Source organism: Stenotrophomonas sp. STEN030 (assembly GCF_056759995.1).
The window spans coordinates 1-23,949 of the sequence record NZ_JBRREB010000001.1 but is presented as its reverse complement, the minus strand read 5'-3'; the positions used below and the strand labels follow the sequence as shown (position 1 = coordinate 23,949).

General features: G+C 58.9%; 18 protein-coding genes and 1 pseudogene. 10 read left to right on the top strand and 9 right to left on the bottom strand.

Annotated elements, in window-relative coordinates; genetic code table 11:
- Positions 1–51 precede the first annotated feature (51 nt).
- Positions 52–1,230, top strand: coding sequence for a CaiB/BaiF CoA transferase family protein (locus tag ACVOLR_RS00095; RefSeq protein WP_481534627.1), 1,179 nt, complete (start codon positions 52–54; stop codon positions 1,228–1,230).
- Between the two features lie 16 nt (positions 1,231–1,246).
- Entirely contained in the window at positions 1,247–2,362 is a 1,116-nt protein-coding gene (locus tag ACVOLR_RS00090; protein ID WP_481534626.1) for a CaiB/BaiF CoA transferase family protein, read from the top strand.
- 90 nt (positions 2,363–2,452) lie between these two features.
- On the opposite strand, the gene ACVOLR_RS00085 is transcribed toward ACVOLR_RS00090, so the two are convergent.
- The gene (locus ACVOLR_RS00085) at positions 2,453–2,809 is read right to left on the bottom strand and encodes a hypothetical protein (RefSeq protein ID WP_282268299.1); all 357 of its coding nucleotides are present in this window, start codon (positions 2,807–2,809) and stop codon (positions 2,453–2,455) included.
- A 302-nt stretch (positions 2,810–3,111) separates the two neighbouring features.
- Positions 3,112–5,724: an ATP-dependent helicase HrpB gene (hrpB, locus tag ACVOLR_RS00080; RefSeq protein WP_481534625.1), complete on the bottom strand. Its 2,613-nt coding sequence runs from the start codon at positions 5,722–5,724 to the stop codon at positions 3,112–3,114.
- 133 nt (positions 5,725–5,857) lie between these two features.
- Here hrpB and ACVOLR_RS00075 point away from each other — a divergent pair, with 133 nt between their 5' ends.
- On the top strand, positions 5,858–6,655 hold the full coding sequence (locus ACVOLR_RS00075) for a TatD family hydrolase (protein ID WP_481534624.1): 798 nt from the start codon (positions 5,858–5,860) through the stop codon (positions 6,653–6,655).
- A gap of 22 nt (positions 6,656–6,677) precedes the next feature.
- Here the strand turns inward: ACVOLR_RS00075 and panE are convergent, their stop codons facing one another.
- The 3 genes from panE to ACVOLR_RS00060 form a co-directional block, all read right to left on the bottom strand.
- Complete coding sequence (gene panE, locus ACVOLR_RS00070) at positions 6,678–7,616, bottom strand: 2-dehydropantoate 2-reductase (RefSeq protein ID WP_481534623.1); 939 nt, start codon at positions 7,614–7,616, stop codon at positions 6,678–6,680.
- A 236-nt stretch (positions 7,617–7,852) separates the two neighbouring features.
- A complete protein-coding gene (locus ACVOLR_RS00065; protein ID WP_481531117.1) occupies positions 7,853–8,647 on the bottom strand; it encodes an ABC transporter permease in 795 nt (264 codons plus the stop codon).
- Positions 8,644–9,597 (bottom strand): ABC transporter ATP-binding protein, encoded by a 954-nt coding sequence (locus tag ACVOLR_RS00060; protein WP_481534622.1) that lies wholly within the window; start codon positions 9,595–9,597, stop codon positions 8,644–8,646. Before ACVOLR_RS00060 ends, ACVOLR_RS00065 begins: the two co-directional genes overlap by 4 nt.
- Positions 9,598–9,695: 98 nt before the next feature.
- Here ACVOLR_RS00060 and ACVOLR_RS00055 point away from each other — a divergent pair, with 98 nt between their 5' ends.
- Positions 9,696–10,445: a ferredoxin--NADP reductase gene (locus ACVOLR_RS00055; RefSeq protein ID WP_481534621.1), complete on the top strand. Its 750-nt coding sequence runs from the start codon at positions 9,696–9,698 to the stop codon at positions 10,443–10,445.
- 514 nt (positions 10,446–10,959) lie between these two features.
- Here the strand turns inward: ACVOLR_RS00055 and ACVOLR_RS00050 are convergent.
- From ACVOLR_RS00050 to ACVOLR_RS00035, 4 genes are all read right to left on the bottom strand, one after another.
- Positions 10,960–12,327 carry a S41 family peptidase gene (locus ACVOLR_RS00050; protein WP_481534620.1) on the bottom strand — a complete coding sequence of 456 codons (1,368 nt, stop codon included), beginning with the start codon at positions 12,325–12,327 and terminating at the stop codon, positions 10,960–10,962.
- 565 nt (positions 12,328–12,892) lie between these two features.
- Positions 12,893–13,969: a radical SAM protein gene (locus tag ACVOLR_RS00045; protein WP_481534619.1), complete on the bottom strand. Its 1,077-nt coding sequence runs from the start codon at positions 13,967–13,969 to the stop codon at positions 12,893–12,895.
- A complete protein-coding gene (locus ACVOLR_RS00040) occupies positions 13,950–16,076 on the bottom strand; it encodes a peptidase domain-containing ABC transporter (RefSeq protein ID WP_481534734.1) in 2,127 nt (708 codons plus the stop codon). Before ACVOLR_RS00040 ends, ACVOLR_RS00045 begins: the two co-directional genes overlap by 20 nt.
- Positions 16,077–16,398: 322 nt before the next feature.
- Positions 16,399–17,712: an HlyD family secretion protein gene (locus ACVOLR_RS00035; protein ID WP_481534618.1), complete on the bottom strand. Its 1,314-nt coding sequence runs from the start codon at positions 17,710–17,712 to the stop codon at positions 16,399–16,401.
- 193 nt (positions 17,713–17,905) lie between these two features.
- Between ACVOLR_RS00035 and ACVOLR_RS00030 the strand changes: the two are divergent.
- The 6 genes and pseudogenes from ACVOLR_RS00030 (at position 17,906) to ACVOLR_RS00005 (ending at position 23,889) form a co-directional block, all read left to right on the top strand.
- A pseudogene (locus ACVOLR_RS00030) lies at positions 17,906–19,012 on the top strand (IS3 family transposase).
- Positions 19,013–19,546: 534 nt separating this feature from the next.
- On the top strand, positions 19,547–20,104 hold the full coding sequence (locus ACVOLR_RS00025) for a hypothetical protein (protein ID WP_481534617.1): 558 nt from the start codon (positions 19,547–19,549) through the stop codon (positions 20,102–20,104).
- Between the two features lie 9 nt (positions 20,105–20,113).
- Entirely contained in the window at positions 20,114–20,311 is a 198-nt protein-coding gene (locus ACVOLR_RS00020) for a helix-turn-helix transcriptional regulator (protein WP_481515999.1), read from the top strand.
- 67 nt (positions 20,312–20,378) lie between these two features.
- The gene (locus ACVOLR_RS00015; RefSeq protein ID WP_481534616.1) at positions 20,379–21,914 is read left to right on the top strand and encodes an alpha/beta hydrolase; all 1,536 of its coding nucleotides are present in this window, start codon (positions 20,379–20,381) and stop codon (positions 21,912–21,914) included.
- A 29-nt stretch (positions 21,915–21,943) separates the two neighbouring features.
- Complete coding sequence (locus tag ACVOLR_RS00010; protein ID WP_481534615.1) at positions 21,944–22,699, top strand: ABC transporter ATP-binding protein; 756 nt, start codon at positions 21,944–21,946, stop codon at positions 22,697–22,699.
- Positions 22,696–23,889 (top strand): ABC transporter permease, encoded by a 1,194-nt coding sequence (locus ACVOLR_RS00005; protein WP_481534614.1) that lies wholly within the window; start codon positions 22,696–22,698, stop codon positions 23,887–23,889. Before ACVOLR_RS00010 ends, ACVOLR_RS00005 begins: the two co-directional genes overlap by 4 nt.
- Positions 23,890–23,949: the final 60 nt, after the last annotated feature.

Here is a 23,949-nt window from a genome sequence, read left to right as displayed (position 1 = left end):
TCACCGCGGTCCTCAACCACCGCGGTGCTTTTTACAAACCAGAGGCCACACATGAAAGACCTTCCCCTGCAGGGACTACGCATCCTTGCCGTCGAACAGTACGGTGCTGGCCCCTATGGCTCGATGCATCTGGCCGACCTCGGCGCCGAAGTCATCAAGATCGAATCCCCACCGGGCGGCGACGTTTCGCGCGCTACTGGCCCGTACTTCCTGGGCGAAGGCGACAGCCTGTTCTTCCAGACCTTCAACCTCAACAAGCGCTCCCTACGCTTGGACCTGAAAGCCGCCGAAGGCCGCGACGTCTTCGAAAAGCTGGTCGCCAGCGCCGACGCCGTGCTCAATAACCTGCGGGGCGACCAGCCGGGCAAGCTCGGTCTGGACTACGCCACGCTCAGCAAGCTAAATCCAAAGATCGTCTGCGCCCACCTGTCCGCCTACGGCCGCGACAACGAGCGCGCCGCGTGGCCGGGCTATGACTACCTGATGCAGGCCGAAGCCGGCTTCATGGCGCTTACCGGCGAGCCCGACGCGCCGCCGGCGCGCTTCGGCCTGTCGATGGTCGACTTCATGACCGGCACCACCCTGTCGATGGGCCTGCTCGCCGCCATCATCGGTGCAATGCGCACCGGGCTTGGCCGCGATGTCGATGTCAGTCTGTTCGACGTGGCCCTGCACCAGCTCAGCTATCCGGCCACCTGGTACCTCAACGAAGGACACCGCACCGAGCGCCTGTCGCGCAGTGCGCATCCGTCCACCGTGCCGTGCCAGGTCTATCGCACCGCGGATGGCTGGGTGATGGTGATGTGCATGTTGGAGAAGTTCTGGCAGACCTTCGTTGAAGGCATCGGCAATCCGGCTTGGGCCGCGGAGCAGCGCTTCGCCAACTTCGCCGAGCGGCGCAAGGTGCGTGAGGAACTGACCGAGCTGGTCGATGCGATCCTCAGCACCCAGCCCACTGCGTATTGGACTGGGAAGTTTGCTGGCCGTATTCCGATCGCGCCGGTGCTGGATATCGCCCAGGCGCTGGACAATCCCTATGTACGCGATGTCGACATGCTGCAGGACGTCGAGCACGCACAAGGCACGCAGCGTCTGCTTCGCAACCCGATCAAGCTCGATGGTCAACGTTTGAGCGGCAATGCCTGCCCGCCACTCAATGCCGATGCCGACGCATTGCTGCGCGAGCTGGGCTACAACGATGCGGATCGCGTGCGCCTGCTCAGCGCGTGATCCAACGGAGTCGATGATGAAACTTGAAGGTGTACGCGTACTCGATGTGTCGCTGTTCCTGCCCGGCCCCCACCTGACCATGATGATGGCCGATCATGGCGCCGACGTGATCAAGATCGAACCGCCCAGCGGCGAGCCGGTGCGCGAGGTCGGGCTCAAGCAGGCCGGTGTATCCACCTGGTTCCGTAACACCCATCGCGGCAAGCGTTGCATCGTGCTGGATCTGAAAAGCACTGATGGCAAAGCCGCCTTCGTCAGGCTGGTGGAGTGGGCCGATGTGGTAGTGGAAGCCTTCCGCCCCGGCGTCGCTCAGCGTCTGGGCATCGACTACGCCAGCTGCAAGGCGATCAATCCGAAGCTGGTGTATTGCTCAATCAGCGCTTTCGGCCAGACCGGGCCCAAGGTCAATCGGCCTGCCCACGATCTGGCGATGCAGGCAGACACGGGTGTGGTCAGTCTGAACCGCGCGCCGGATGGCACACCGGCGATGCCGCATATGCCGGTGGCCGACATGGCCGGCTCGCTGATGGCGCTTAACGGCATCCTGATGGCCTTGTTCCGCCGCGAGCGCACGGGCGAGGGCGACTACATCGATTTGTCGATGCAGGACGCGTTGATGGCGTGGTTGCCAAATGTGCTGGGCCCGCCGTTTGCACTCGGCCGTGACCCGGTAGTCAAGGAAGAGCGCAGTTGGGGCGGCAATGCCTTGTACAAGCTGTACCGCTGCTCCGACGATCGTTGGATCGCACTCGGCGGTGCCGAGCACAAGTTCGCCGAGAACCTGTTGAGCGCGCTCGGTCGCGCCGACCTGATCCATCTCTGCCATCTGCCACCGGGCAGCGGTCAGGACCCGGTCAAGGAGTTCCTGGCCGAAACCTTTGCCCGCCGCACGTTGGTGGAATGGACGCTGTTCCTGCACGACATCGACGTGTGCTGGGCGCCGGTCAAGACGCTGACCGAAGCCTTCAATGATCCGCATACACGTGCGCGCGAAATGGTCTGGGCCGATGCACAGGGTGGAACCCACCTGGGCATTCCGATCAAGTTCGCCAACGAGCCGGGGCGTATCAATCCGCAGTTGGATGGCATCGGCCAATCCACCGCAGCCGTATTGGCAGAACTAGGTCTCTAGCAAGCTGCAGGACCCGCTCCCTCCCTTGCGCAACGCGCAGGGGAGGGTTGCGGAGGGGTAGCTCTAGACTCAAGCGCCACCCCAAAAAAATCAGGCGTCGCTGCCGATATCGCTGGTTTCATCAGTCACGCTGGCCGCATGACGGCGACGCTGCGCGATCTGCCGCGACTTGGCTTCGATGGCCTCGTTGTCGCGTTTGTTCTTGCGGTACAGCGCATAGCCAATCAAACCCAGGCCAACGGCCGCAACCGCGACGGTAGCAGTGGGGTTGCGCTTGGCGACGCGGGTGACGGCACGGCCGCCGGTTTTCATCGCACCAATGGCAGCGCCGGTCTTGAGCCATTCGGCTGCGCTGGAACCACCGTGCTTGATGTTGCCACCGGCGCTGTTGACCAGTTCCAGTGCACGCTCCAGTGCCGGGCCGGTGATATCGCTGAACTTGCTCATGTGGGGACTCCATGTAGATGAGGGCCAGACCCCCATTCTTACCAGAGGGCCGTGTACGGGATGTTAGCCGGGAAGCGCTGGGTGCGGTTGTGGAAGGCTGAAGCTGGAGTAACGGTGGCGGCGAGTGTCAAAAGCTAGCCCTCCCCAACCCTCCCCTGCGCTCTGCGCAAGGGAGGGAGCCGAAGCGGCTGCGCTGCACACTGACAAAGTGTCAGGAACCGCCCCCTCCCTTTGCCGCAGGCAAGGGGAGGGGTGGGGAGGGGGGCTGTTGCTCTTGCTCGCGCCTCTGCCCCAAATCCCAATCACGTCCCCCGAGGCTTCGCCCGATGCGTCGCCGTAGCACTCCAGGGATCATCCGGCCACGGATGCCGTGGATAGCGCCCCTTCATTTCTTTCTTGACCTCGGCATAAGTGTTCTGCCAGAAATTGCGCAGGTCTCCAGTTACCTGCAAGGGCTTGCCACCCGGCGACAACAGGTGCAACAGCAAGGGCACACGCCCATCGGCAATGCGCGGGGTATCGGCCAAGCCGAACAGCTCCTGCAACTTCACCGCCAGTACCGGCGGGCGCGGGTTGACGCCGTCATCGTCCAACGCGTACTCGATGCGTCGCTCCATTCCTGAAGGCACGCTGATGCGCGTCGGCGCGTGACGATCCACCAACTGCCGCTTGCTCCAATCAATGCCGGACTTCAGTGCTTCGCCAAGTTCTTCCTCGGACAAGGCTTCCAGGCGCGTCTTGCCGTTGAATGCCGGCAGCAGCCAATCATCCAGCGTCTCCAGCAAGGCAGTGTCGGATAGATCGGGCAGCTCCAGTTCCGGCATCCATTTACGCAAGCCCATCACCCGCCAGCGCAGCTGCTGCAGATTCTCGGTCCATGGCAATGCATCCAGTCCCAACTCGCGTACCGCGTCGGTGAGTGCGCGTGCAGCGCGTGCCGGGTCCACCTGGCCAGCCGGGCGGCTGTCCAGCACGATGCGCTCGAAGCTGCTTTCGCGGCGTGCTTCCAATGCGCGCTTGGCGCTGTTCCAGCGCACGACATCCTGGGTCTTGAAGCGATCAGGAAAGTCGCGGCGCAGGCGTTGTTCGTCGACCGGTGCCGCACGCAGGATCAGCGCATCACGTGGGTCATGGCGCAGCTCGCTGATCACCAGCCACGGCTCGCCGCGCAGATCGCTGTTGTCGAACTGGCGGGCACTGCGGCCATTGGCCAGCTGGTAGCGCTGCGGATCATTCGGGTGCTGGGTGGCAATGCGGTCGGGGAAGGCATGGGCGAGCAGGTCGCCGAGTTCATGCGCTTCGATATCCGTTGGCGGCGTGGTATCGCAGCGCAGGCGACGGCGCCATTGCTTGGCGGCCGCATCAATCGCAGCCAGTCCACCGCGATTGGCGTCGTAGGGCGCGCGGCCATTGCGGAAGGCGGCAAGGGCGCGCCAACGCGCGGCCAGTGCGTCACCGCCCTGACGCAGCGGATCGCGTGCTTCCAGCAGTGCTGCAAGGTCTGCCGCCAAGGCTTGTTCGCGCGGATTGCCCGCAGATATCAGCATTGCCGCCATGCGCGGATGTGTGCCCATCGCAAGCATGCGCCTGCCCAGCGCGGTGATCGTGTTGTCTGCGCTCAATGCGCCCAGCCGCTGCAGCAGTTCACGTGCGGCCGAGAGTGCACCGCTGGGCGGTGGATCGACGAAGCGCAGATCGTCACTGCCCCAGGCCGCCAGTTCCAGCGCCAGCCCGGCCAGTTCCACCTGCGCCATTTCCGGGCGGCGCTGTGGCTCAAGCCGTTGCGACTGCGGCCACAGCCGCCATGCCCAACCGGAAGCAACGCGGCCGGCACGGCCGGCGCGCTGGTCGGCCGAGGCCTGCGAGATGGTTACCGCATCCAAGCGCGAGAAGCCGCTATTGGGGTCGTAGCGCGGTTCGCGCGCCAGCCCGGCATCGATCACTACGCGCACGCCGGGCAGGGTGACCGAGGATTCGGCGACATTGGTGGCCAGCACCACGCGGCGGCGGCCGTCGGGATCGGGCTGCAGCACGCGGGTTTGCTGTTCGATCGGCAGCTCGCCGTGGAGGGGGAGCACGTCAAACCCTTCTCCCGCCGGGAGAAGGTGGCGCGCAGCGCCGGATGAGGGTGCGGGTGAAGCCTCGTGCAATTGGACAGTGCGGGTGGCTGCGCCACTTACCCTCTCCCCAACCCCTCCCCCGGAGGGGGAAGGGCTCAAAGCGGCCTGCACCCGCGCAATCTCCCGCTGCCCCGGCAGAAACACCAGTACATCGCCAGGATGCTCGGCCACCGCCTGTTCCACCGCGCGCCGGGTCTGCGCTTCCAGCGCCTCGTCGCGACGGGCCGGGAAGTGGCTTATTTCCACCGGATAGCTGCGGCCTTCGCTGGACAGGCGCGGCGCATCCAGGAACTGCGCCAGCCGCTCGCCATCCAGCGTCGCCGACATCACGACGATGCGCAGGTCGTCGCGCAGCTGCGATTGCACGTCCAGCGCCAACGCCAGGCCGAGATCGGCGGACAGATGGCGCTCGTGGAATTCATCGAACAGCAGTGCGCTCACGCCTTCCAGCAGCGGATCATCCTGCAGCATGCGGGTCAGGATGCCTTCGGTGACCACCTCGATGCGGGTACGCGCGGACACCTTGTTCTCGAAGCGGATGCGGTAACCGACGGTTTCGCCGACCGGCTCGCCCAACTGCTTGGCCATGAAGGTGGCGGCACTGCGCGCGGCTACCCGGCGCGGTTCCAGCATGATGATCTTGCCGCCCTGCAGCCACGGCGCATCCAGCAGCGCCAGCGGCACCTGGGTGGTCTTACCGGCGCCAGGCGGCGCTTCCAGCACCAGCCGCGTGTGCGTGGCCAGCTGTTGGAGGATGTCGGGGAGCAGCGGAGTGATGGGAAATGCTATTGCCATTGCCGCATTGTAGAAGCCGAGCGCTCCAAACGCCGCCAGAAACCCGGCTATACGGGCTCGTTCATCCTGCGAAGGGCTTGCCAACGGTCAAAGCTCTACAATTCACCGTTCCCGCCTCACCACATCCAGCTCAATGCAACTGATCGACATCGGCGCCAACCTCACCCACGAATCCTTTGATCGCGACATCGACGCGGTGCTGGAGCGCGCCCGCGCTGCTGGCGTGGTGCAGATGGTGATCACCGGTGCCAGCCGCGAGCATTCGCCGATGGCGCTGGATCTGGCGCGGCGTCATCCGGGTTTTCTGTACGCCACCGCCGGTGTGCATCCGCACCATGCCAGTGAGTACACCGAAGAATGCGACGTGGAAATGCGCGCATTGCAGGCGCATCCGGAAGTGGTGGCGGTGGGCGAGTGTGGCTTGGACTACAACCGCGATTTCTCTCCGCGTCCGGCCCAGCGCAAGGCCTTCGAGCGCCAGTTGCAGATCTCCGCGGACCTTGCCGGCAAGCCCTTGTTCCTGCACCAGCGCGATGCGCATGATGATTTCATCGCGATGATGAAAAACTTCGACGGCAAGCTCGGCCCGGCCGTGGTGCACTGTTTCACTGCCGAGCGCCGGGAACTGTTCGATTACCTGGACCGCGATTGGTACATCGGCATCACCGGCTGGCTGTGTGATGAGCGCCGTGGCGCCCACCTGCGTGAGCTGGTCAAGCACATCCCGGCCGAGCGCCTGATGATCGAGACCGACGCGCCGTACCTGTTGCCGCGTACGATGCGGCCGCTGCCCAAGGACCGCCGCAACGAGCCGGCGTTCCTGTCGCATATCGTCGAGGAACTGGCCCGCGACCGTGGCGAAGACGTGGCGGTCACCGCCGCCAACGCTACCGCTGCTACCCGCTCCTTCTTCCGCCTGCCGCCGGTCTGACGGCAGGCGGAAGGCCGAAACCTCAAGCGGCGCGCTGCGCCTCATAGGCCTGCAGGTGGCAATACGCCGCCTGCAGCAGTGGCGCTGATTGCCCAGCGGCAAGTGCCCGGCCCAGCATGTCGCCGACAATATGCGCAGCCTCCACGCGCTGCCCGGCTTCCAGATCACGCAGCATCGAGGCTTTGATCGGCGAACCGGGCTTGGTGATCGCACCCAGCGCGATTTCCTGTGCTTTCGCGGGAATCGGTTGCACGGCTTGCGCGGCGACCGCCAGGCACTCGGCGTACAAAGCCTGCATGAAGGCAGTGCCGTGGTCGCTGGCAACGATGGTGCCGACGTCGGCGCGCATCAGGCAGGTGCCAGCCGCCAGCGCGGTCAGGAAGGTGTACTTGATCCACTGCTCCTGGGCGATATTGGCCGAGGCGACATGGTCGATACCGGCTTGTTCGCAAGCCTTGGCCAATGCGCTCACGCGTGCGCTGTCAGCAGCGCCATCGCGCTCGCCGAAGGTCAACTTGGCCGGCTTGTCCAGATGCAGCACAGCGCCATCTTCGGCCTTGGTCGCGCTGATGAAGCACAGCCCGCCTAATACGCGCTCGCGCCCGAAACGCGCATCCAATGCGGCGTAATGGCGCAGGCCGTTGAGGATCGGCAGCACGCTGGTGTTGGCGCCAACTGCGGGTGCGATGGCGTCGATCGAGCTGTCCAGGTCATAGGCCTTGCAGCTGAGGATGACCAGATCGAAGGGGCGCTCCTGCGCGAGTTGCGGCAGGGCGTCGGCGGTGACATGGGCAACCGGGAATGCCGCATCGCCGAGCGGACTACGAATCACCAGGCCATCGCGATCGAGCTGGGCTGCGCGATTGGGCCGGACCAGGAAGGTGACATCAACGCCGGCCTGGGCCAGCCGACCACCAAAGTAACCACCGGTACCGCCGGCACCGAGAATCAGGATGCGCATCAGCTTGGATATCCATCAACAGAGGGGAGTGAAGCCATCATAGGTGCTGCTCTTGCAGATTTTGTGGGAGCGGCGTGAGCCGCGAAGCTGAGATTGCTTCCGGGTACATAAAACATGGCTCGCAATACCCTGGATGCAGAGTCATCTTGGCTTGATGTTGTACGAGCTTCGCGGCTGACGCCGCTCCCACAAGAACCAAAGAAAAACCAAAAAAAGGCGCCTTTCGGCGCCTTCTTTCAGCTGCGCAGGCCTACGCCTCGGCGCAGCAGCCACAACGCCAACGTGGTGAGTGCGACAACAAAACCCAGCATCAACGCATACGACACCCACAACGGCACGTCGCTGCTGCCGAGCAGGCCGTAACGGAACGCATTGACCATGTAGAAGATCGGATTGGCGTGGGTCATCGCCTGCGCCCAACCCGGCAACAAGGTCACCGAATAGAACACGCCGCCCAGGTAGGTCAGCGGGGTCAGGATGAAGGTCGGCACGATCGCCACATCGTCGAACTTCTTCGCGTAGACGGCATTGATGAAGCCGGCCAGCGAGAAGATCGTTGCGCCCAGCAGCACCGTGGTCAGCGTCACCAGCGGGTGTGGGATGCGTACGGGGGTGAAGAACATGGCGATGATCAGCACGATCACGCCCACCATCAAACCACGCAGCACCGCGCCGGCCACGTAGCCGCCGAGGATCACCCAGTTCGGCATCGGGCTGACCAGCAGTTCTTCGATATGTCGGCCGAACTTTGCGCCGAAGAACGAGGAGCTGATGTTGCCGTAGCTGTTCTGGATCACGCTCATCATCACCAGGCCCGGCACGATGAACTGCATGTAGCTGTAGCCGCCCATCTGCCCGATCTTGGAGCCGATCAGGCCGCCGAAAATCAGGAAGTACAAGGTCATGGTGATCGCCGGCGGCACCAGGGTCTGGCCCCAGATGCGCAGGATGCGGTTGACCTCGCGACGAACGATGGTGCCCAGCGCCACCCAGTTGCGGCTGCTGTCGGTCACGGGAACGGGTGTACTCATGCTGCGCTGTTCTCCAGGTTGCCGGTGAGCCGCACGAACAGCTCCTCCAGGCGGTTGCTCTTGGTACGCATCGAACGCACGCGGATGCCGGCGGCATTCAAGGCGTCGAAGACTCGGTTCAAATCCATCGCGCGCGGCATGTCCAGGTCCAGCGTGTGCGCGTTGCTGGCGGTCAGCACTGCGCCTTCGATCTGCGGTAGCTGGGCGGGCAGCTCACCGTCGATGTCGAACAGGAAGCCTTCCACGTCGAGCTTGGCCAGCAGGTCACGCATCGGGCCCTGCTCGACGATCTGGCCGTGGTTGATGATGGCCAGGTTGCGGCACAGCTGCTCGGCCTCTTCCAGGTAATGCGTGGTGAGGATGATGGTGGTGCCGGCGGCGTTGATTTCCTGCAGCGTCTTCCACATGTCGCGGCGGATCTCGATGTCCACGCCAGCGGTGGGCTCATCGAGGATCAGCAGGCGCGGGCGGGTCATCATCGCGCGGGCGATCATCAGCCGGCGCTTCATGCCGCCGGACAGGGTGCGGCTCATCATCTGTGCTTTGTTCCACAGGTGCGCGCGCTTGAGTTCTTCCTCGGCGCGGACCTCGGCCTCGGCACGCGGAATCCCGTAGAAGCCGGCATAGTTCACCAGGATATCGAAGGGCTTTTCGAACAGGTTGAAGTTGATCTCCTGCGGCACCAGCCCGATCAGGCGCATGGTGGCGCTGCGTTCGGCCACCAGGTCGCTGCCGAACACCTGTACCTGGCCTTCGCTCAGGTTCACCAGTGAAGAAACAATGCCGATCAGGGTCGACTTGCCGGCGCCGTTGGGGCCGAGCAGGGCGAAAAAATCGCCTGGGGCGACTTCCAGCGACACGCCTTTCAGGGCCTGGACGCCGTTGTCATAAGTCTTGCGCAGGTCGGTGATGCGCAGCGCAGCTGTGCTGGTGGGGGTACGGGAGTCCAATCTCGGGCCTTCGCGCCGGGTACAGGCGTCGGATAAGTGCAGGCGGCTATTATAGGAGGCCCCGTGGTCCATACCCGGTTACACACTGTTCCCCTCCTGTGCCAATCCAATTCCCCCTCAAGCTGGTCGGCCGCCACATGCTGGCACCCAGCATCGGCCACTACCAGTTCGTCCGTGACGACGGTCAGCCGCTGGATTTCCTGCCCGGCCAGTTCATTCAGGTTCACTTCGAGTACGCCGATGGCACCCCGGCCAAGCGCAGCTATTCGCTGGCCACCATCCACGACCACGCCTTGGGCCCGGGCGATGCGGTGGAGATTGCGGTCAGCTTCGTCCCAGGCGGCGCTGCCACGGCCCTGTTCGAGGGTATGGCGCTGGGCGACCACATCAGCGGCAGCGGCCCGTTCGGCCGTTTCTGCCTGCAACCGGGCGACCACAACGCCCGCTATGTACTGATCGCCACCGGCACCGGCGTCACCCCGTACCGCTCGATGTTGCCGCAGCTGCAGGCGGCGATGGTTGAGCGCGGCGTGGAAGTGGTGCTGCTCCAGGGCGCTCGCAGGCCGGAAGAATTGCTGTACAGCGACGACTTCTATGCGTTCGCCGCAGCCAACCCTGGCTTCCGCTACATGCCTTGCCTGTCGCGCGAACTGCCGGAGAACCCGCACGCCGATGTCCGCAAAGGTTACGTGCAGCAGCAGCTGGCCGAAATCGGCCTGGATCCGGCCCGCGATATCGTCTACCTGTGCGGTAACCCGGACATGGTTGATACCTGCGTGGAAGTGCTGAAGGAAGCTGGGTTGCCAATGCCGCAGATCCGCCGCGAGAAGTACGTCAGCAGCAAGTAACGCAATGGCGACTGTGCCGCAGTCGCCATTGTTTCCGATCTCAATAGGCGAACAGATGTCGACGGATCTGCACATATGCCGACGCTTATGGGCTCAGCCAGCGTCGTAGGTAAGTATGGTCTTGAGGCCAAACAACTGTAATGTCATGGATGAAATATGGATCCAACTTCAGATGGCACAGCGTCCATGCTATGACCGGTTGCTCCCGCCATAACCATTGCCCCTGCTAGTGTGAGTATCAAAAGGAAATTTGAAATTTGAAATTTGAAGTTTGAGGTTTAGTAATTCAGTGGTTTCTGTGCTGGCCACTTAGCTAACGTAGCGTCGTTAGCTAAACGATAATGCATAATATTCGGCGCGTGTCAAGGGGGGGGGCGGGTTGCCGCATGCCCACAATACGAATTGGATATGACCGCTGTACTCAAACTCGGAAGCTGGATCGGCTAACAAAAATAAATTGGAGCGGGCTGATTCTAATGAGAAGGAGATGCCAGTTGTCACGTCGGCATGGAAATTAGAGCGGGAACGTCGATGCAAGATCTATCGCCATCTTGAGAGCTACGTCGCTCCTATCTTTGACATCGTCAGCGGTCGGGATGGCGAAATGGTCCGGCTCAATCCCGAAACCTTCGTAGGAGGAGCCATCAGGGAATGTCATTCGTTTGGCGCCCACGGAGAACATCATTCCGTTCTCAAATCTCGAAAAGTTCGGCTGCCCGGACGACCCAAAGGTAGTGTCGCCAACAAGGAGTGCACGGCGAGTTTGCTTTATCGGCATGACGAAATCTTCACAGGCTGATGCACAGCCGTCATCAACCAACAGCACGAGTTTTCCTTGGAAGACCGGATTATTCGGCACGACTAGCCCACCCGGTGACATTAGAGTTGGGCGAGAAAAATAATTTTTCATTCCCATGGCAAAGCCATAGAGCTCAAGATTCTGAGCTTTGCCACTCTTCTCTAGATCAGTGATTAGGCTCCCGTATGAACGAAGTAAGCCAACTGACATCGCCGAGCTCTCGGTCCAATCTCTGTACGGATCAAGAAGGAGTGCCGACATTAGTCTCGTAGGCGTGGTTCCGCCGCCGTTGCCACGTAAATCAACGATTACCGCTTTGGCATCTCGATGGCTTGCGAAAAAAGCGAGCGCGGAATCTTCCATATCAGTGCTGGTGAACGACGAAACACGGAGGTAGTAGACTTCGGGAGGCAGCATTGCAGGATCGTTCGAGGAGCGCCAAGAGTCGCCCGAATGAGCTCTATCAACGACAACTCGGCGCCCACTATTCAGCCCGACAACGAATCTCTTTGGAAATAAATAGGGTGTATTAAAAAAACGATTATTGACCGAGCTACTACTTGATCCGGAAATATACTTTTTGTTCACTGCGACAAGTTTGTCAATTGGGCATCCATCAATATCGGCTATGATTTCGCCTGGTGCTAATTCAGGCCGTTTACTATTGTAAATAACCCATTGACCCTGTTGGTGCTTGACTTGCAAGCCAGTCCCTTCAAAGGAAGTGTTCCATATCCAGTTGTCTACGAATTTTGTGTGGCCATTTCCGAGTTTCGAAAAGAGCTTGAGAGTTTCGAGATTGAAGTGACGGCGTGATGTCGACTCCGAGATTGAGGAGAGATAGTTTTCGTACTCAGATTCAAAATCGAGATCGGGAACTCCCTCCCAGTGTGCAAAGAATACTTCGATTGCGTACTTGATCTCGGCGGCAACTCTCATCTTTTCAAAATTGCTAAGTTGAGTGTCCGGAAGCTTCAGGTCGCTCGCGTCGATGCACGAGGGGGCGTAAGCAGCTGAGCCAGCAAGCGGCATCATTCCGAGTATGGTGGTTAATGCAATCTTTGCGCAACGTTTTGAAATCATTTCACTTTGGCGACGGTTGGTGAGTGGCGTGCGAGGCGACTCGGTTTATGTTAAGGAAGCTTTGGTTGGTTAGCAGCTGCCGTGATTTGCACAAACTCCTGCGTTTGTCGAATCCAGACAATCTGCTTCATTGGTACAGCCGCCGTTGGTGGAGGTGAAGTTTGGCGTGCTAGCTACGCCCCCCTGCACAGCTGCCAACAGCTCATCGTCAAGAATCTCCATTTGGCCGTATTGATTAAGGTTGCATATAATCATTAGGGGATACACACTCCGAGGTTGAGGCCGTTGCTACAGTCTGCGATGTTTGAGCACGCTCCAACATTGGTAGATACCAAGTTTGGGGAGTTCGCGGCATAGCCAGCACTGACTTGGTCCAGCAGTGCTTGGTCGGAGATGAGGATGATGCCTCTTTCATCGAGAGCAATTTTTTCTACGCGTATCATTAACTTTCTCCTTCTTCTATGTAAAGTTCGCACGCCACTCAGAAAAACTTCTACCTACAGATATAGATTTTGCTCATGCCGAGCACTGATAACACTACGGCTTGTAGTTGGCTCATGTTGCGTCAGGTACTAGCGGTACTCATAGCTACTGAAATTCGCTTGCTCTTATCGGGATGTTCTTCTGTTAGATGCCCAAGCTTTGATAAAGGGCAGGCAAGTGACTTGTCATCCATATTTGAAAATCCCGCCATCCACAATGCTAGTTTCTGATTGTCGATCGAAACGGTGCCATCCTGATTGATTCGTCCTAGATCGTTTCTGCTGTCATCAAAGGCAACTGTGCATTTGCCAATACGTCCATCTGCCCTCACCAGGAGGGAGTTGGGCCGCGCTGCGTAGCAGATGTAACCTAGAGCTGGGAGATCTTGCTCCGATCGGGCTATATCATCGTTGGTTGCGCTCCAGAGCCTCTTAACTTTATCTGTGAGCAAGCGAACTTTTTCGCCGTACTCTGCATATGACATCAAATCCTTCGTATCGCCGCCGAGGTTGCTAACTTTGTGGAAGTAAATTGAGAATCGAGGGTCGTTCCCAAAATGGTCGTGAATCTTATCTACAAAGGATTCCAGTCCTGCGTAGTTTTGTGGAGAGACATGAACTCGAAGGGTTATTGAAAAGCTACCCTTCATTCCAGATGCGGCGAGCAAGTTACCCCATATCTCATCGAAAGAGCCCTGACCGTTGGCCTTTATGCGGGTAAGGTTATGAAGATCTCGGTCACCATCAAGAGTTATCTGAAAGCCAGTAACTCCGCATTCAATAAGTCTACCAAGGGTTGCTTCGGTGAGCTTTGAACCGTTTGTGGTCATTGATCCGTGGAAAGAAATTCCTTTTTCTTGGCAAAGAGCGTAGGCATATTCTGATATATCAAAAACAGACTTCTGCGCGAGTAGTGGCTCGCCGCCAAACCATTCTATGCTGAGGCGGTGCAAGTCATTAGTTCTATGCTTGATGAGGTTCTTAACTCCACTGACGACAGATGGAGGCATTTGTCCGATTAGAAAGTCCTCGTAGCAGTACGTGCATCGATAATTGCATTTTTCAGTACTAAGAAGAATGAGGTCTAATCGCCTCTGGTCAAAAGCACTAATAAGGCGCGAGTCGAACTTGAGTCTTTCTCTATCGGCGAAGCTGCTCATCTATATCATCCTTGAGTTCAGTAAGGGGCTGGGGGATAGATTCTGGAGGTGCGACACAGTGGGTGTGACCATTTTCTAGAGCAATCACCCGATCGGCAGTGGCGATTGTTTCTGGGCGATGGGCGATAATTACCTTTGTCAATGCGAGATTTTGAATCGAACTGTTAACGAGACGCTCCCGAGTGATATCCAGGTGGCTTGTCGCTTCGTCCAAGATAAGTATTCTTGGTTTTCGATAGAGAGCGCGCGCAAGAACTATGCGTTGCTTCTGGCCCCCCGATAACGCACTTCCCATGTCTCCGATCAAGCTGTTGTAACCCATTGGCATGGCCGCTACATCCTCGTGGATCGCAGCCAACTTTGCCGCACTCTCAATCTGCTCCTGATCATAATCGTCTGTAAACAAGCTAATGTTCTCGCCGATTGTTCCGGCAAAGAGGTGGTCATCTTGCATAACCGAACCGATAATCTTGCGAAGATTCTGGGGGCCCGCTCTATGCAAGTCCAATCCTGCTATGCGGATACTGCCTTCAGTTGGCCTTATAAGACCAAGTAATAGCTTTGCCAACGTTGTCTTTCCGCAGCCCGAGGGGCCAATTATCGCGACGGATTCGCCTTCTGTTATGTGGAGACTCAAGTCCTTGATTACCCAAGGTTCGCCTATCCCGTATCGAAATGAAATGCTGCTAACAACGATGTCAGCATTATTCTTTGGAATTGAATCTGGTTCGACTACTATATTTTCTGGCGAAGTAAGGATGATGTCCGATAGTCTATCCCCGTGAAGACGCAGCATGCGGAACTCAACCAGCTTGTCGATTAGCGATGCCATGCGCTCGGTGAACTGATCTTTGTACGCCAGATAAGCGACCAACATTCCGACTGAGAATATATTTTGCATTGCAAGTAGAGCGCCGGTCCAAATAACTACAATTCTTTCAAGGCCAAAGATGAGGACCCGAAAGTTCTGGAAGCCTAGAGTCATTCGCGAAAGCCGAACCTCGCTATTCATAGTCCGCATAACAAAATTTTCATAGACTCCTTGGCGCAGGTACTCGATGCCGGCCAATTTGACGCTTTGCATCCCTCGAAGGGTCTCTAAGAGATATGTCTGTTGATTCGCACTGGATATAAGCTGCTGTTCATTGCAGTTGCGCATAGTCTGATAAATTAGTGCCCGCGTAACAGAGTAGATCGCGACTGCCAATAGGGTGATAGATGCAAGCTTCCAGCTGTATAGAAACATCAGGCCGAGAGTTATTGCTGCCATGAGGCCGTCGATGATCGCTTCAATGAAGCTTGTGGTAAGGGTTCGTTGTATGATTTGAACGGAAGACATTCGCGACGTTATGTCACCAAGATGCCTTTTCTCAAAGAAATCTATTGGCAATCGAATGGCATGGGAGAATACATTGCCGAGCCACTGCTGGCCGAGGCGAGACGAGATATATATAACTGAGATGCCGCGAAAAATGCCTATTGCAATCTGCAGAATTAGGCTGATAGCGAAACCAATGGCTAGAACAGCGAGGAGGCTTTTGTCGGCGGAAGCGATTACTTGGTCGACGATCCACTGCATGTAGAATGGCGTAACAATGACAAAGACTTGGAGCGCCAAGGAAAGTACTAGTATCTGACTCAGGGAGCCCCACAAGCCGCGAACCCGGCCGGTGAGTTGCCGAATACTTACGGAGCTGCTGGTTTTGATCGACTTGAAGTCAACGGAAGGCGAGACTTCAAGCGCTATTCCGGTGAAATGCTTTGAAGCTTCATCCAGGCGCAATTTTCGCTTGCCACATGCTGGATCTAGTATTGTTATATTTTTACTTCCAGCACGAACCAGAACGACAAAGTGGTTTAGGTCCCAATGTAGGATGCATGGAATGGATAGATTTTTCAGCCCCTCCATTTCTAATCGTAACGCGCGCGATTTGAATCCTAACTGATTGCTTATTTTCATAATGTCAGTGAGCTTCGCCCCCTTTAACGAGAAAGGGAATCGGCGCCGCAGTTCTGGAAGCCCAATATCTAAGCCGTGGGCCGATGAGAGCATGGCCAGCGAAGCAAGCCCGCATTCGCTAGCCTCAGACTGAATTACTGTTTTAATCATTGATTGATAGTGGGCCGGGGACGTGGATGTTCACTCAAGACCGCTTCGGGCTAGTTAGGTAACGCAATGATTTTGGTTGCTGCAGCCCCCGTAGTTACTCGTGTCCGTGCAATCACCACTGTTTGTGCAGCCAGAGTTGGCTTCCATCGTTTGATTCGGAGATCCGGCTCGTCCACCATCAACAAAAGCCAGTAATTTTGGGTCAATAATTTCAATTTGACCGAGTGAATTTAGATCGCATAGTTTCATGGTGTTTCCTTTTGGTTTAAAAAGTTTTTGCATCCACGCCTCCGGTTCTTACTCTCCGCGGGCCAATTTCTTAAATTGATGATTTATCGTTCAATTTCCCTCGGAGGGAGTAAATTGGCTCCAAAACCCAATCGGCCAAGGTTCGCTTGTCACCCATGATCTCGGCTTCTAGGGTCATGCTGGACTTGAGCGGAATTTTTTCCCCATACGCAAGAATTTCTTGAGCTTCTGGAGTTATCAGTACTCGATATAACGGCTCTGTTGCTTCATCTGCGAGACCTGAGCTTTTGAGCTGGACCGGACTAAGAGCACTATCGCTTATGTGCTCAATTTTTCCTCTGTAGCTTCCAAACTTTTGAGAGGGAAATGAGTTATATCGGAGTAGTACGGGATTTCCCGCTTTCACGAAACCAATGGCGCGGCTAGGAACAAAGAGTTCGGCCTGGAGATGGCTGTTCTCTGGTAATAGAACTGAGATAATCTGGCCCGCTTGAACGGATTGTCCAAGACTTACCAGCTGAGTAGATACAATTCCGGCTGTTGGCGAGACTACCCGAAGTTCGCCGCGAGTCGCGGTTTCAATTCGATCTTGCCTCAGCGTGGCGAGCTCTCGCTTATAGCCCGCCTGCTGCGCTCCCATTTGGTTAGGGATTACAGAAAGTTGTTGTTCTAACAGGGAGATCGAGCGCTGAGCACTCAGGGATTGTCTCTGAAGTGACTGTAGCTGACTCTCTTGCGATAGTAAGTTGCTTTCTTGCTGGCGCACCTGCATTGTGCTAATTATCTTAGCCGCCTCAGCCTTGGAGATGCGGTCCAGCATGTCCTTTGCGACGACCACCTGCTTCTCTTGCGTTGAGATTTCCTTTTGGAGGTGTTCAAACTCTCTCCAAGCTATGGCTAGCTGCGCCCGCAGCCCCAGAAGCTGGTTATCGAGTTGGCGTTGCTCGCTGTACAAAGCATCTGTTAGCCATTTTTCCTTCTCGTCAACAACTTGTTGGAGCGAGGACACTGTGTTCGCGCTTACGGACGTATATGAGGGCGGAACAACAGTGGCCAATATATTTCCTGGCTTAACAGACTGGCCTTCTTGATAGTTTAGTCCCCTCACGACGCCTGCGGCTGGTGAGGCGATTGTTACCAACCCTCGGCTGGGCACTAGTTGGCCGGGTACGCGTTCGCGTCGTGTATAACTCCCAATAAACAAAAATATGACGACAACTGCTGCTGTCGTTGCTGCCAAACTCGTGAGCGCCCAGGTAGGAATGGGACGAGCCAAGGAAATATCTCCCGACCACCCTGCCCGTTTTTCTTCCAATACTTCTTTGCGAAATAAATTTCGTAGCATTAGTTGATTTGCTCTTGCGCCTCCGTTCCGATTCAACATTAATGGGGCATTCTTCGTACATAGGAATACTCTCAATTTGGCGTAGGGGTGATGGGCATTATTAGAGGGTGCCGAGTTTTTCCTTCTCCGTAACGTTATGGATTTTCCGGGGATTGTCATTGTCGCCTGCCCGTAAACTTGATCCAGGCATTCTTAGAGGTCTCCGGGCAAACTAGCCCCAAGGAGGCCACCAATGCGCAAGAGCAAATTCACCGAGAGTCAGATCGTTACGACGTTGAAGCAGGTTGAGGCTGGAAGGCAGGTCAAGAATGTGCCGTGAGCTTGGCATTTCCGATGCGACTTACTACGTCTGGAAGTCCAAGTACGGCGGAATGGAAGCTTCGGACGTGCAGCGGTTGCGCGACGTTGAGGGCGAACACGCAAAGCTCAAGCGGATGTACGCCGAACTGGCGATGGAGAATCATGCGTTGAAGGATCTGATTGCAAAAAAGCTTTAGACCCGGCGCATAAGCGCCCGCTCTTGGCCTGGCTGCAGGACCGCCACGGCTGGAGCGAACGCCGGGCCTGTGCGGCGATTGGGATGCCACGGTCGACGGCACGCTACCGCCATCGACCGGATCGGGACGAAGAGGTGATCGCGTTATTGGCCGAGCTCTCTGAGCGTTTTCCGGAGCGCGGCTTCGGCAAGCTGTTTCAACTGATTCGTCGCCGCGGTTTGGTCTGGAATCACAAGCGTGTCTGGCGTGTGTACTGCCTGATGAAACTCAATCAGCGTCGGCTGGGGAAGAAGCGTCTTCCAAACCGACACCCGATGCCGTTGGTGGCCGGTGAGCAGATCAACGGCAGCTGGTCGATCGACTTCATGTCCGACGCGCTTTGGGATGGACGACGGTTCCGTACATTCAACGTAATCGACGATTTCAGTCGCGAGGCTTTGGCCATCGACGTAGATCTGAATTTACCGGCTACGTGGGTGATTCGCACTTTGGAACGGATTGCGGCGTGGCGCGGCTACCCCGCAAAGCTTCGCCTGGACAATGGCCCCGAATTCATCGCCTTGGCGCTGGCGGAATGGGCCGAGCGCAAGAACATCGCGCTGGATTTCATCGAGCCAGGCCGGCCGACGCAGAACGGCTTCATCGAACGCTTCAACGGCAGCTTCCGACGTGGCGTGCTGGATATGCACGTCTTCCGCAACCTCGGAGAAGTACGCGAACAGGCGGAGCAGTGACTGGCCGACTACAACACCGATATACCTCACGACAGCCTCGGCGGGCTGACGCCCGCCGAATTCCGCCAGTACCACGAACCGGAAACCTCTAGTTTAGCCTGGCACTAAATTACGGGGAGTCGACATGGCGAACTGCCGTCAGTGGGATTCTCTAGCCCGGCACGTACTACCACCGCTCATATTGCGGATAACATTGCAGGCGTTCGAGCTTTGTCCGTTGATCATTTCTCGCGGACCTTGGTTGATGGTGACGGACTGATATGCGATATTTTGGTTCTTAATCACGGTGTTCTGGTGTTCTGGTGTTCTGGTGTTATCGGCATCGGCCATTGAGCATTCGGCCACGAAAAATGTGGGCGAGCTTCAGATTGTCGCGGTGAGTCGACATCACCAGCTGCCTTAGTTCGATGCGGAGTGAACGACGAACTGGTTGTATCTGTAAAGGTCGCTTGACAGTTCGGCCGTGCTGGCCGCAGGATGTATCAAGCGTGCTTTACAGGAGTTGGCCATGCGTCATTGCAGGTTTCTTGTTTGTTCCGCAGCAACGGCGTTCGTTGCCCGCCGGTGTGCTGTCGTATCGCCCGGCTCGCAGCCGCTGCTGCAAGGGGCCGGGCGATAAGCCGCAATCTTTGGACGGTCGGCTTGTTGATTGCCGCCGCTGCAATCACGCTGGTCGCATCCGCCCTGCTGCTTTGGCAGCCGATGGCTGCGTCGCAGCAAGTCAGCGGCGTCCTGTTTGGCATTGCTCTTGGCCTCGCACTGGCGGCGCTGCTGCGCCGGCTGATGCCAGACGGCTGCGATGCCGCCCCGGCCAAACTGCGCAAACGCTATACCCGTGAGGTGATGCTGGCCATGGCCGGCTATGTGGTGCTGCTGGTGCTGTCGATCCTGCTGCTCAAGCGGGTCGAGGACGGCCTGCTGCGCGCCTTGATCGCGCTGCTGCCGGTGCCACCGATGATGCTGGTGCTGCGTGCGATGATCCGTTACATCCGCGATGCCGATGAGCTGCAGCAGCGCATCGAGCTGGAGGCGGTGAGTTTTGCCACGGCATTCATTTCGCTTGTGTACCTGACAGGGGGCTTTCTGCAGTCGGCCAAGGTCATCGATGTGCCGTCCAACGTGGCGATGATCTGGGTGTTTCCCTTGGTCTGCCTGTCGTATGGGCTGGCCAAGGCCGTAGTCGCACGGCGCTACCACTGAGCTGCGACGATGGATAACCGATTACGCGAGTTGCGCGAAGCCAAGGGCTGGTCGCAGGGCGAGCTGGCCGAGCAGCTGGAGGTTTCCCGGCAGACGGTCAACGCGCTGGAGACCGGCAAGTACGATCCCAGCCTGCCGTTGGCTTTCCGTATCGCCCGCCTGTTCGAAAGCCGGATCGAAGAAATTTTCTTTCCTGATGTCACATAGCTGCCGCGCCCGCGTCTGGATGCAGGTAGACCCGTTTCTTCTTCAACCGTGAGGGGCTGTTCCGATGATGTCCCGTAAGACCCAAACCATCCTCGCCTTGGCTGTGATCGCCGGCATCGTCGGCTACCGCCTGGTGCGGTCAACCGATACGCCAGCGTCAGTGCCTGCTGCGGCGGGAGCCACAGCTGTATCGGCTGCGCCCGGCAAACCGCAGACGCTTGGCAGCTTGAACTTCCAACCCTGCAGCCTGAGCTCGGCCGGCAGCCGTGACAGCCTGGAAGCGCAGTGCACCACGCTGGAAGTGCCCGAAGACCGGGCAAACCCGCAAGGTCGCAAGATCAGTTTGAACATCGCCTGGGTAGCCCCGGAGAAGGAAAGCGATCTGCAGCCAGACCCGGTGTTCTTCCTGGCCGGTGGCCCGGGCCAGGCCGCAGTTGCTACCTATCCGCAGGTGGATGCTGCTTTTGCCGAGGTGCGCAAGCACCGTAACGTGATCCTGGTCGACCAGCGCGGCACCGGCAAATCCAATCTGCTGGCCTGCGATACGCCGGACGATGCGGATTTCAGCACGGCCTCGATGGTGGCAGCGGCGCAGAGCTGCGCAACCGAGCTGGCAAAGAAGGCCGACCTGCGCTTCTACACCACCACCGAGGCGGTGGCGGATCTGGATGCGGTGCGTCAGGCCATCGGTGCGACGCAGATCAATCTGGTCGGTGTCAGCTACGGCACCCGTGTGGCCCAGCAGTACGCCATGCGTCATCCGCAGGCCACCCGCAGCATCGTGCTCGACTCGGTGGTGCCGAACAGCCTGCAACTGGGCAATATCTTCGCGCGCAACCTGGATGATGCACTGGCGCTGCAGTTCGCCCAATGCACCAAGACCGCCTCGTGCAAGGACAAGCTGGGTGATCCACGTGCCGAGCTGGACACGCTGCTGGCCAAGCTGCGTGCGCAGCCGGTGACGGTTCAGTACCGCGACGCCAGCACAGGCGAACAGCAGCAGGGCGAGCTGCGTGCCGAAACCGTTGCCGGACTGGTGCGCATGTATGCCTACATGCCGGCTGCCGGCGCGTTGCTGCCAAAGCTCATCCATGAAGCCAATGGCGGCCGCTACGACAACCTGATGGCGCTGACGCAGATGCTGCAGGGCGAGATGAAGGATGCCATGGCGATGGGCATGCAGCTGTCGGTGGTGTGCAGCGAAGACAAGGAAAGCATGGTCGCCAACGGTGCCGACGCGGACACCGTGCTCGGCAACCAGATGGCCGAAGCCATGGGCGCGATGTGCGCCAGCTGGCCCAAGGGCACCGCACCAGCCGACTTCCACAAGCCGCTGGCCGGCAAGCTGCCGACGCTGGTGCTGGAAGGCGAGTTCGATCCGGTGACGCCGCCGCGCTATGGCGAAGAAGTGGTCAAGCACCTGGATAACGCGCGCCTGTTCGTGCTGCGTGGCCAGGGCCACAACGTCATCGGCGCTGGCTGCATGCCCAAGCTGTTCGCGCAGTTCATCGAAAAGACCGACCCGAAGGCGCTCGACGGTGCCTGCCTGGAAAAACTCAATTACGTGCCGCCGTTCACCAGCTTCAATGGCTGGGAACCGTGACATCACCGCATCACTGAGGATTAGCTTCCATGATCGTTGCAGAACGACTCCGCAAGACCTTCCCCGGCAGGGGCAAGGACAAGACGCCGGTGATTGCAGTGGATGACGTCGGCTTCACCGCCCACGACGGCCAGATCACCGGTCTGCTCGGCCCCAATGGCGCCGGCAAGACCACCACGCTGCGCATGCTGTACACGCTGATGACGCCGGAAAGCGGCCGCGTGCTGGTCGACGGCATCGATGCCGCGGTCGACCCCAACGCGGTGCGTCGCAGCCTTGGCGTGTTGCCGGATGCGCGCGGTGTGTACAAGCGCCTGACTGCCCGCGAGAACATCGATTACTTCGGCGAACTGCATGGCATGAGCTCGTCGGCCATCGTCGAGCGCACCGCGCGCCTGGCCAAGGCGCTGCAGATGGAGGATTTCCTCGATCGTGCCACCGAGGGTTTCAGCCAGGGCCAGCGCACCAAGACCGCGATTGCCCGCGCGCTGATCCACGACCCGCGCAATGTGATTCTCGACGAGCCGACCAATGGTCTGGACGTGATGACTACCCGTGGCCTGCGTGGCTTCCTCAAGGAACTGCGTGAGGAAGGCCGCTGCGTGATTTTCTCCAGCCACATCATGCAGGAGGTCGCCGCGCTGTGTGACCGCATCGTGATTGTCGCGCAGGGCAGGGTAGTGGCCCAGGGCACGCCGGATGAACTGCGCGAGCAGGCCCACGAGAGCAACCTGGAAGACGCGTTCGTGAAACTGATCGGCAGCGAGGAGGGCCTGCACGCATGAGCCAGACTGGATATTTCCGCGCCATCTTCACGGTGATGCGCAAGGAGCTGCGCGACTTCGCCCGCGACCGCCGCACCTTCCTGCTTACCTTGCTGACCGCGCCGCTGCTGTACCCGCTGCTGTTCCTGGGCATGAACAAGCTCACCAACCTGCGCGCCGAGACGCAGTTGGAAAAGGACTTGAGCATCCCGGTGGTGGGCATCGCCCGCGCCCCGAACCTGGTTGCCTTCCTGGCCAGTCGCGGCATCAATGCCACCGAGGCGCCGGCTGACTACGAAGCACTGATCCGCAGCCAGCGCGAAGATCTGGCCTTGGTGATCGACGAGAACTTCGCTGCCGATTGGCAGGCCGGCAAGCCGGCCAAGGTGGAGATTGTCGCTGATACCACCCGTCGTACCGGCGACGTGCAGATCGCAAGGGTGCGCAGTGTGCTGACTGCTTACGGCCAATCGGTGGGCGCATTGCGCTTGTTGGCACGTGGTGTCAATCCGATGGTGGCCGCGCCGGTCAATGTCGGCACCCGCGATCTGGCCACGGCCGAGGCCAAGCGCGGCATCTTCCTGTCGGTGGTGCTGCCACTGGTGCTGATGTTGTTCGCCTTCATCGGCGGCTCGCATCTGGCCATGGACACCACCGCCGGTGAGCGTGAGCGGCAGTCGCTGGAGCCCTTGCTGGCCACGCCGGCAGCACGCGGTGCGCTGGTCAGCGGCAAGATGCTGGCAGCGGTGTTGCTGGGCCTGGCGTCGATGCTGCTGATCCTGATCTCGTTCAAGGTCAGCGCCAGTATTGGCGGTGGGGCGGCACGCTCGCTGGACGTGAGCTTCGCGGCGATGGGCAAGCTGCTGGTGATCCTGCTGCCGCTGGTGCTGATCGGCACAGCCCTGCTGACCTGCTTGTCGGCCAGCTCCAAGAGCATGAAGGAAGCGCAGAGCCATATGGTCTGGCTGATGTTGCTGCCGATGCTGCCGGGTTATGCCCTGATGGCCTACCCGCTGAAGGACACCCAGTTGTGGCAGTACGCGGTGCCGTTCCTGTCGCAGAACCAGATGCTGGTGAAAGTGACCCGCGGCGAGATGCCATCGGCCACCCAATGGGCTGTGTATCTGGGTGCTTCGGTGCTGCTGGCAGTGCTGCTGTGGGCGGTAGCCGTGTGGCGTTACCGCCAGGAGCGCCTGGCGATCTCCGGCTGAGTCCCACCTGTAGTGCCGAGCCATGCTCGGCAAGGGGCTCTACCGGTAAGGCCTCTACCG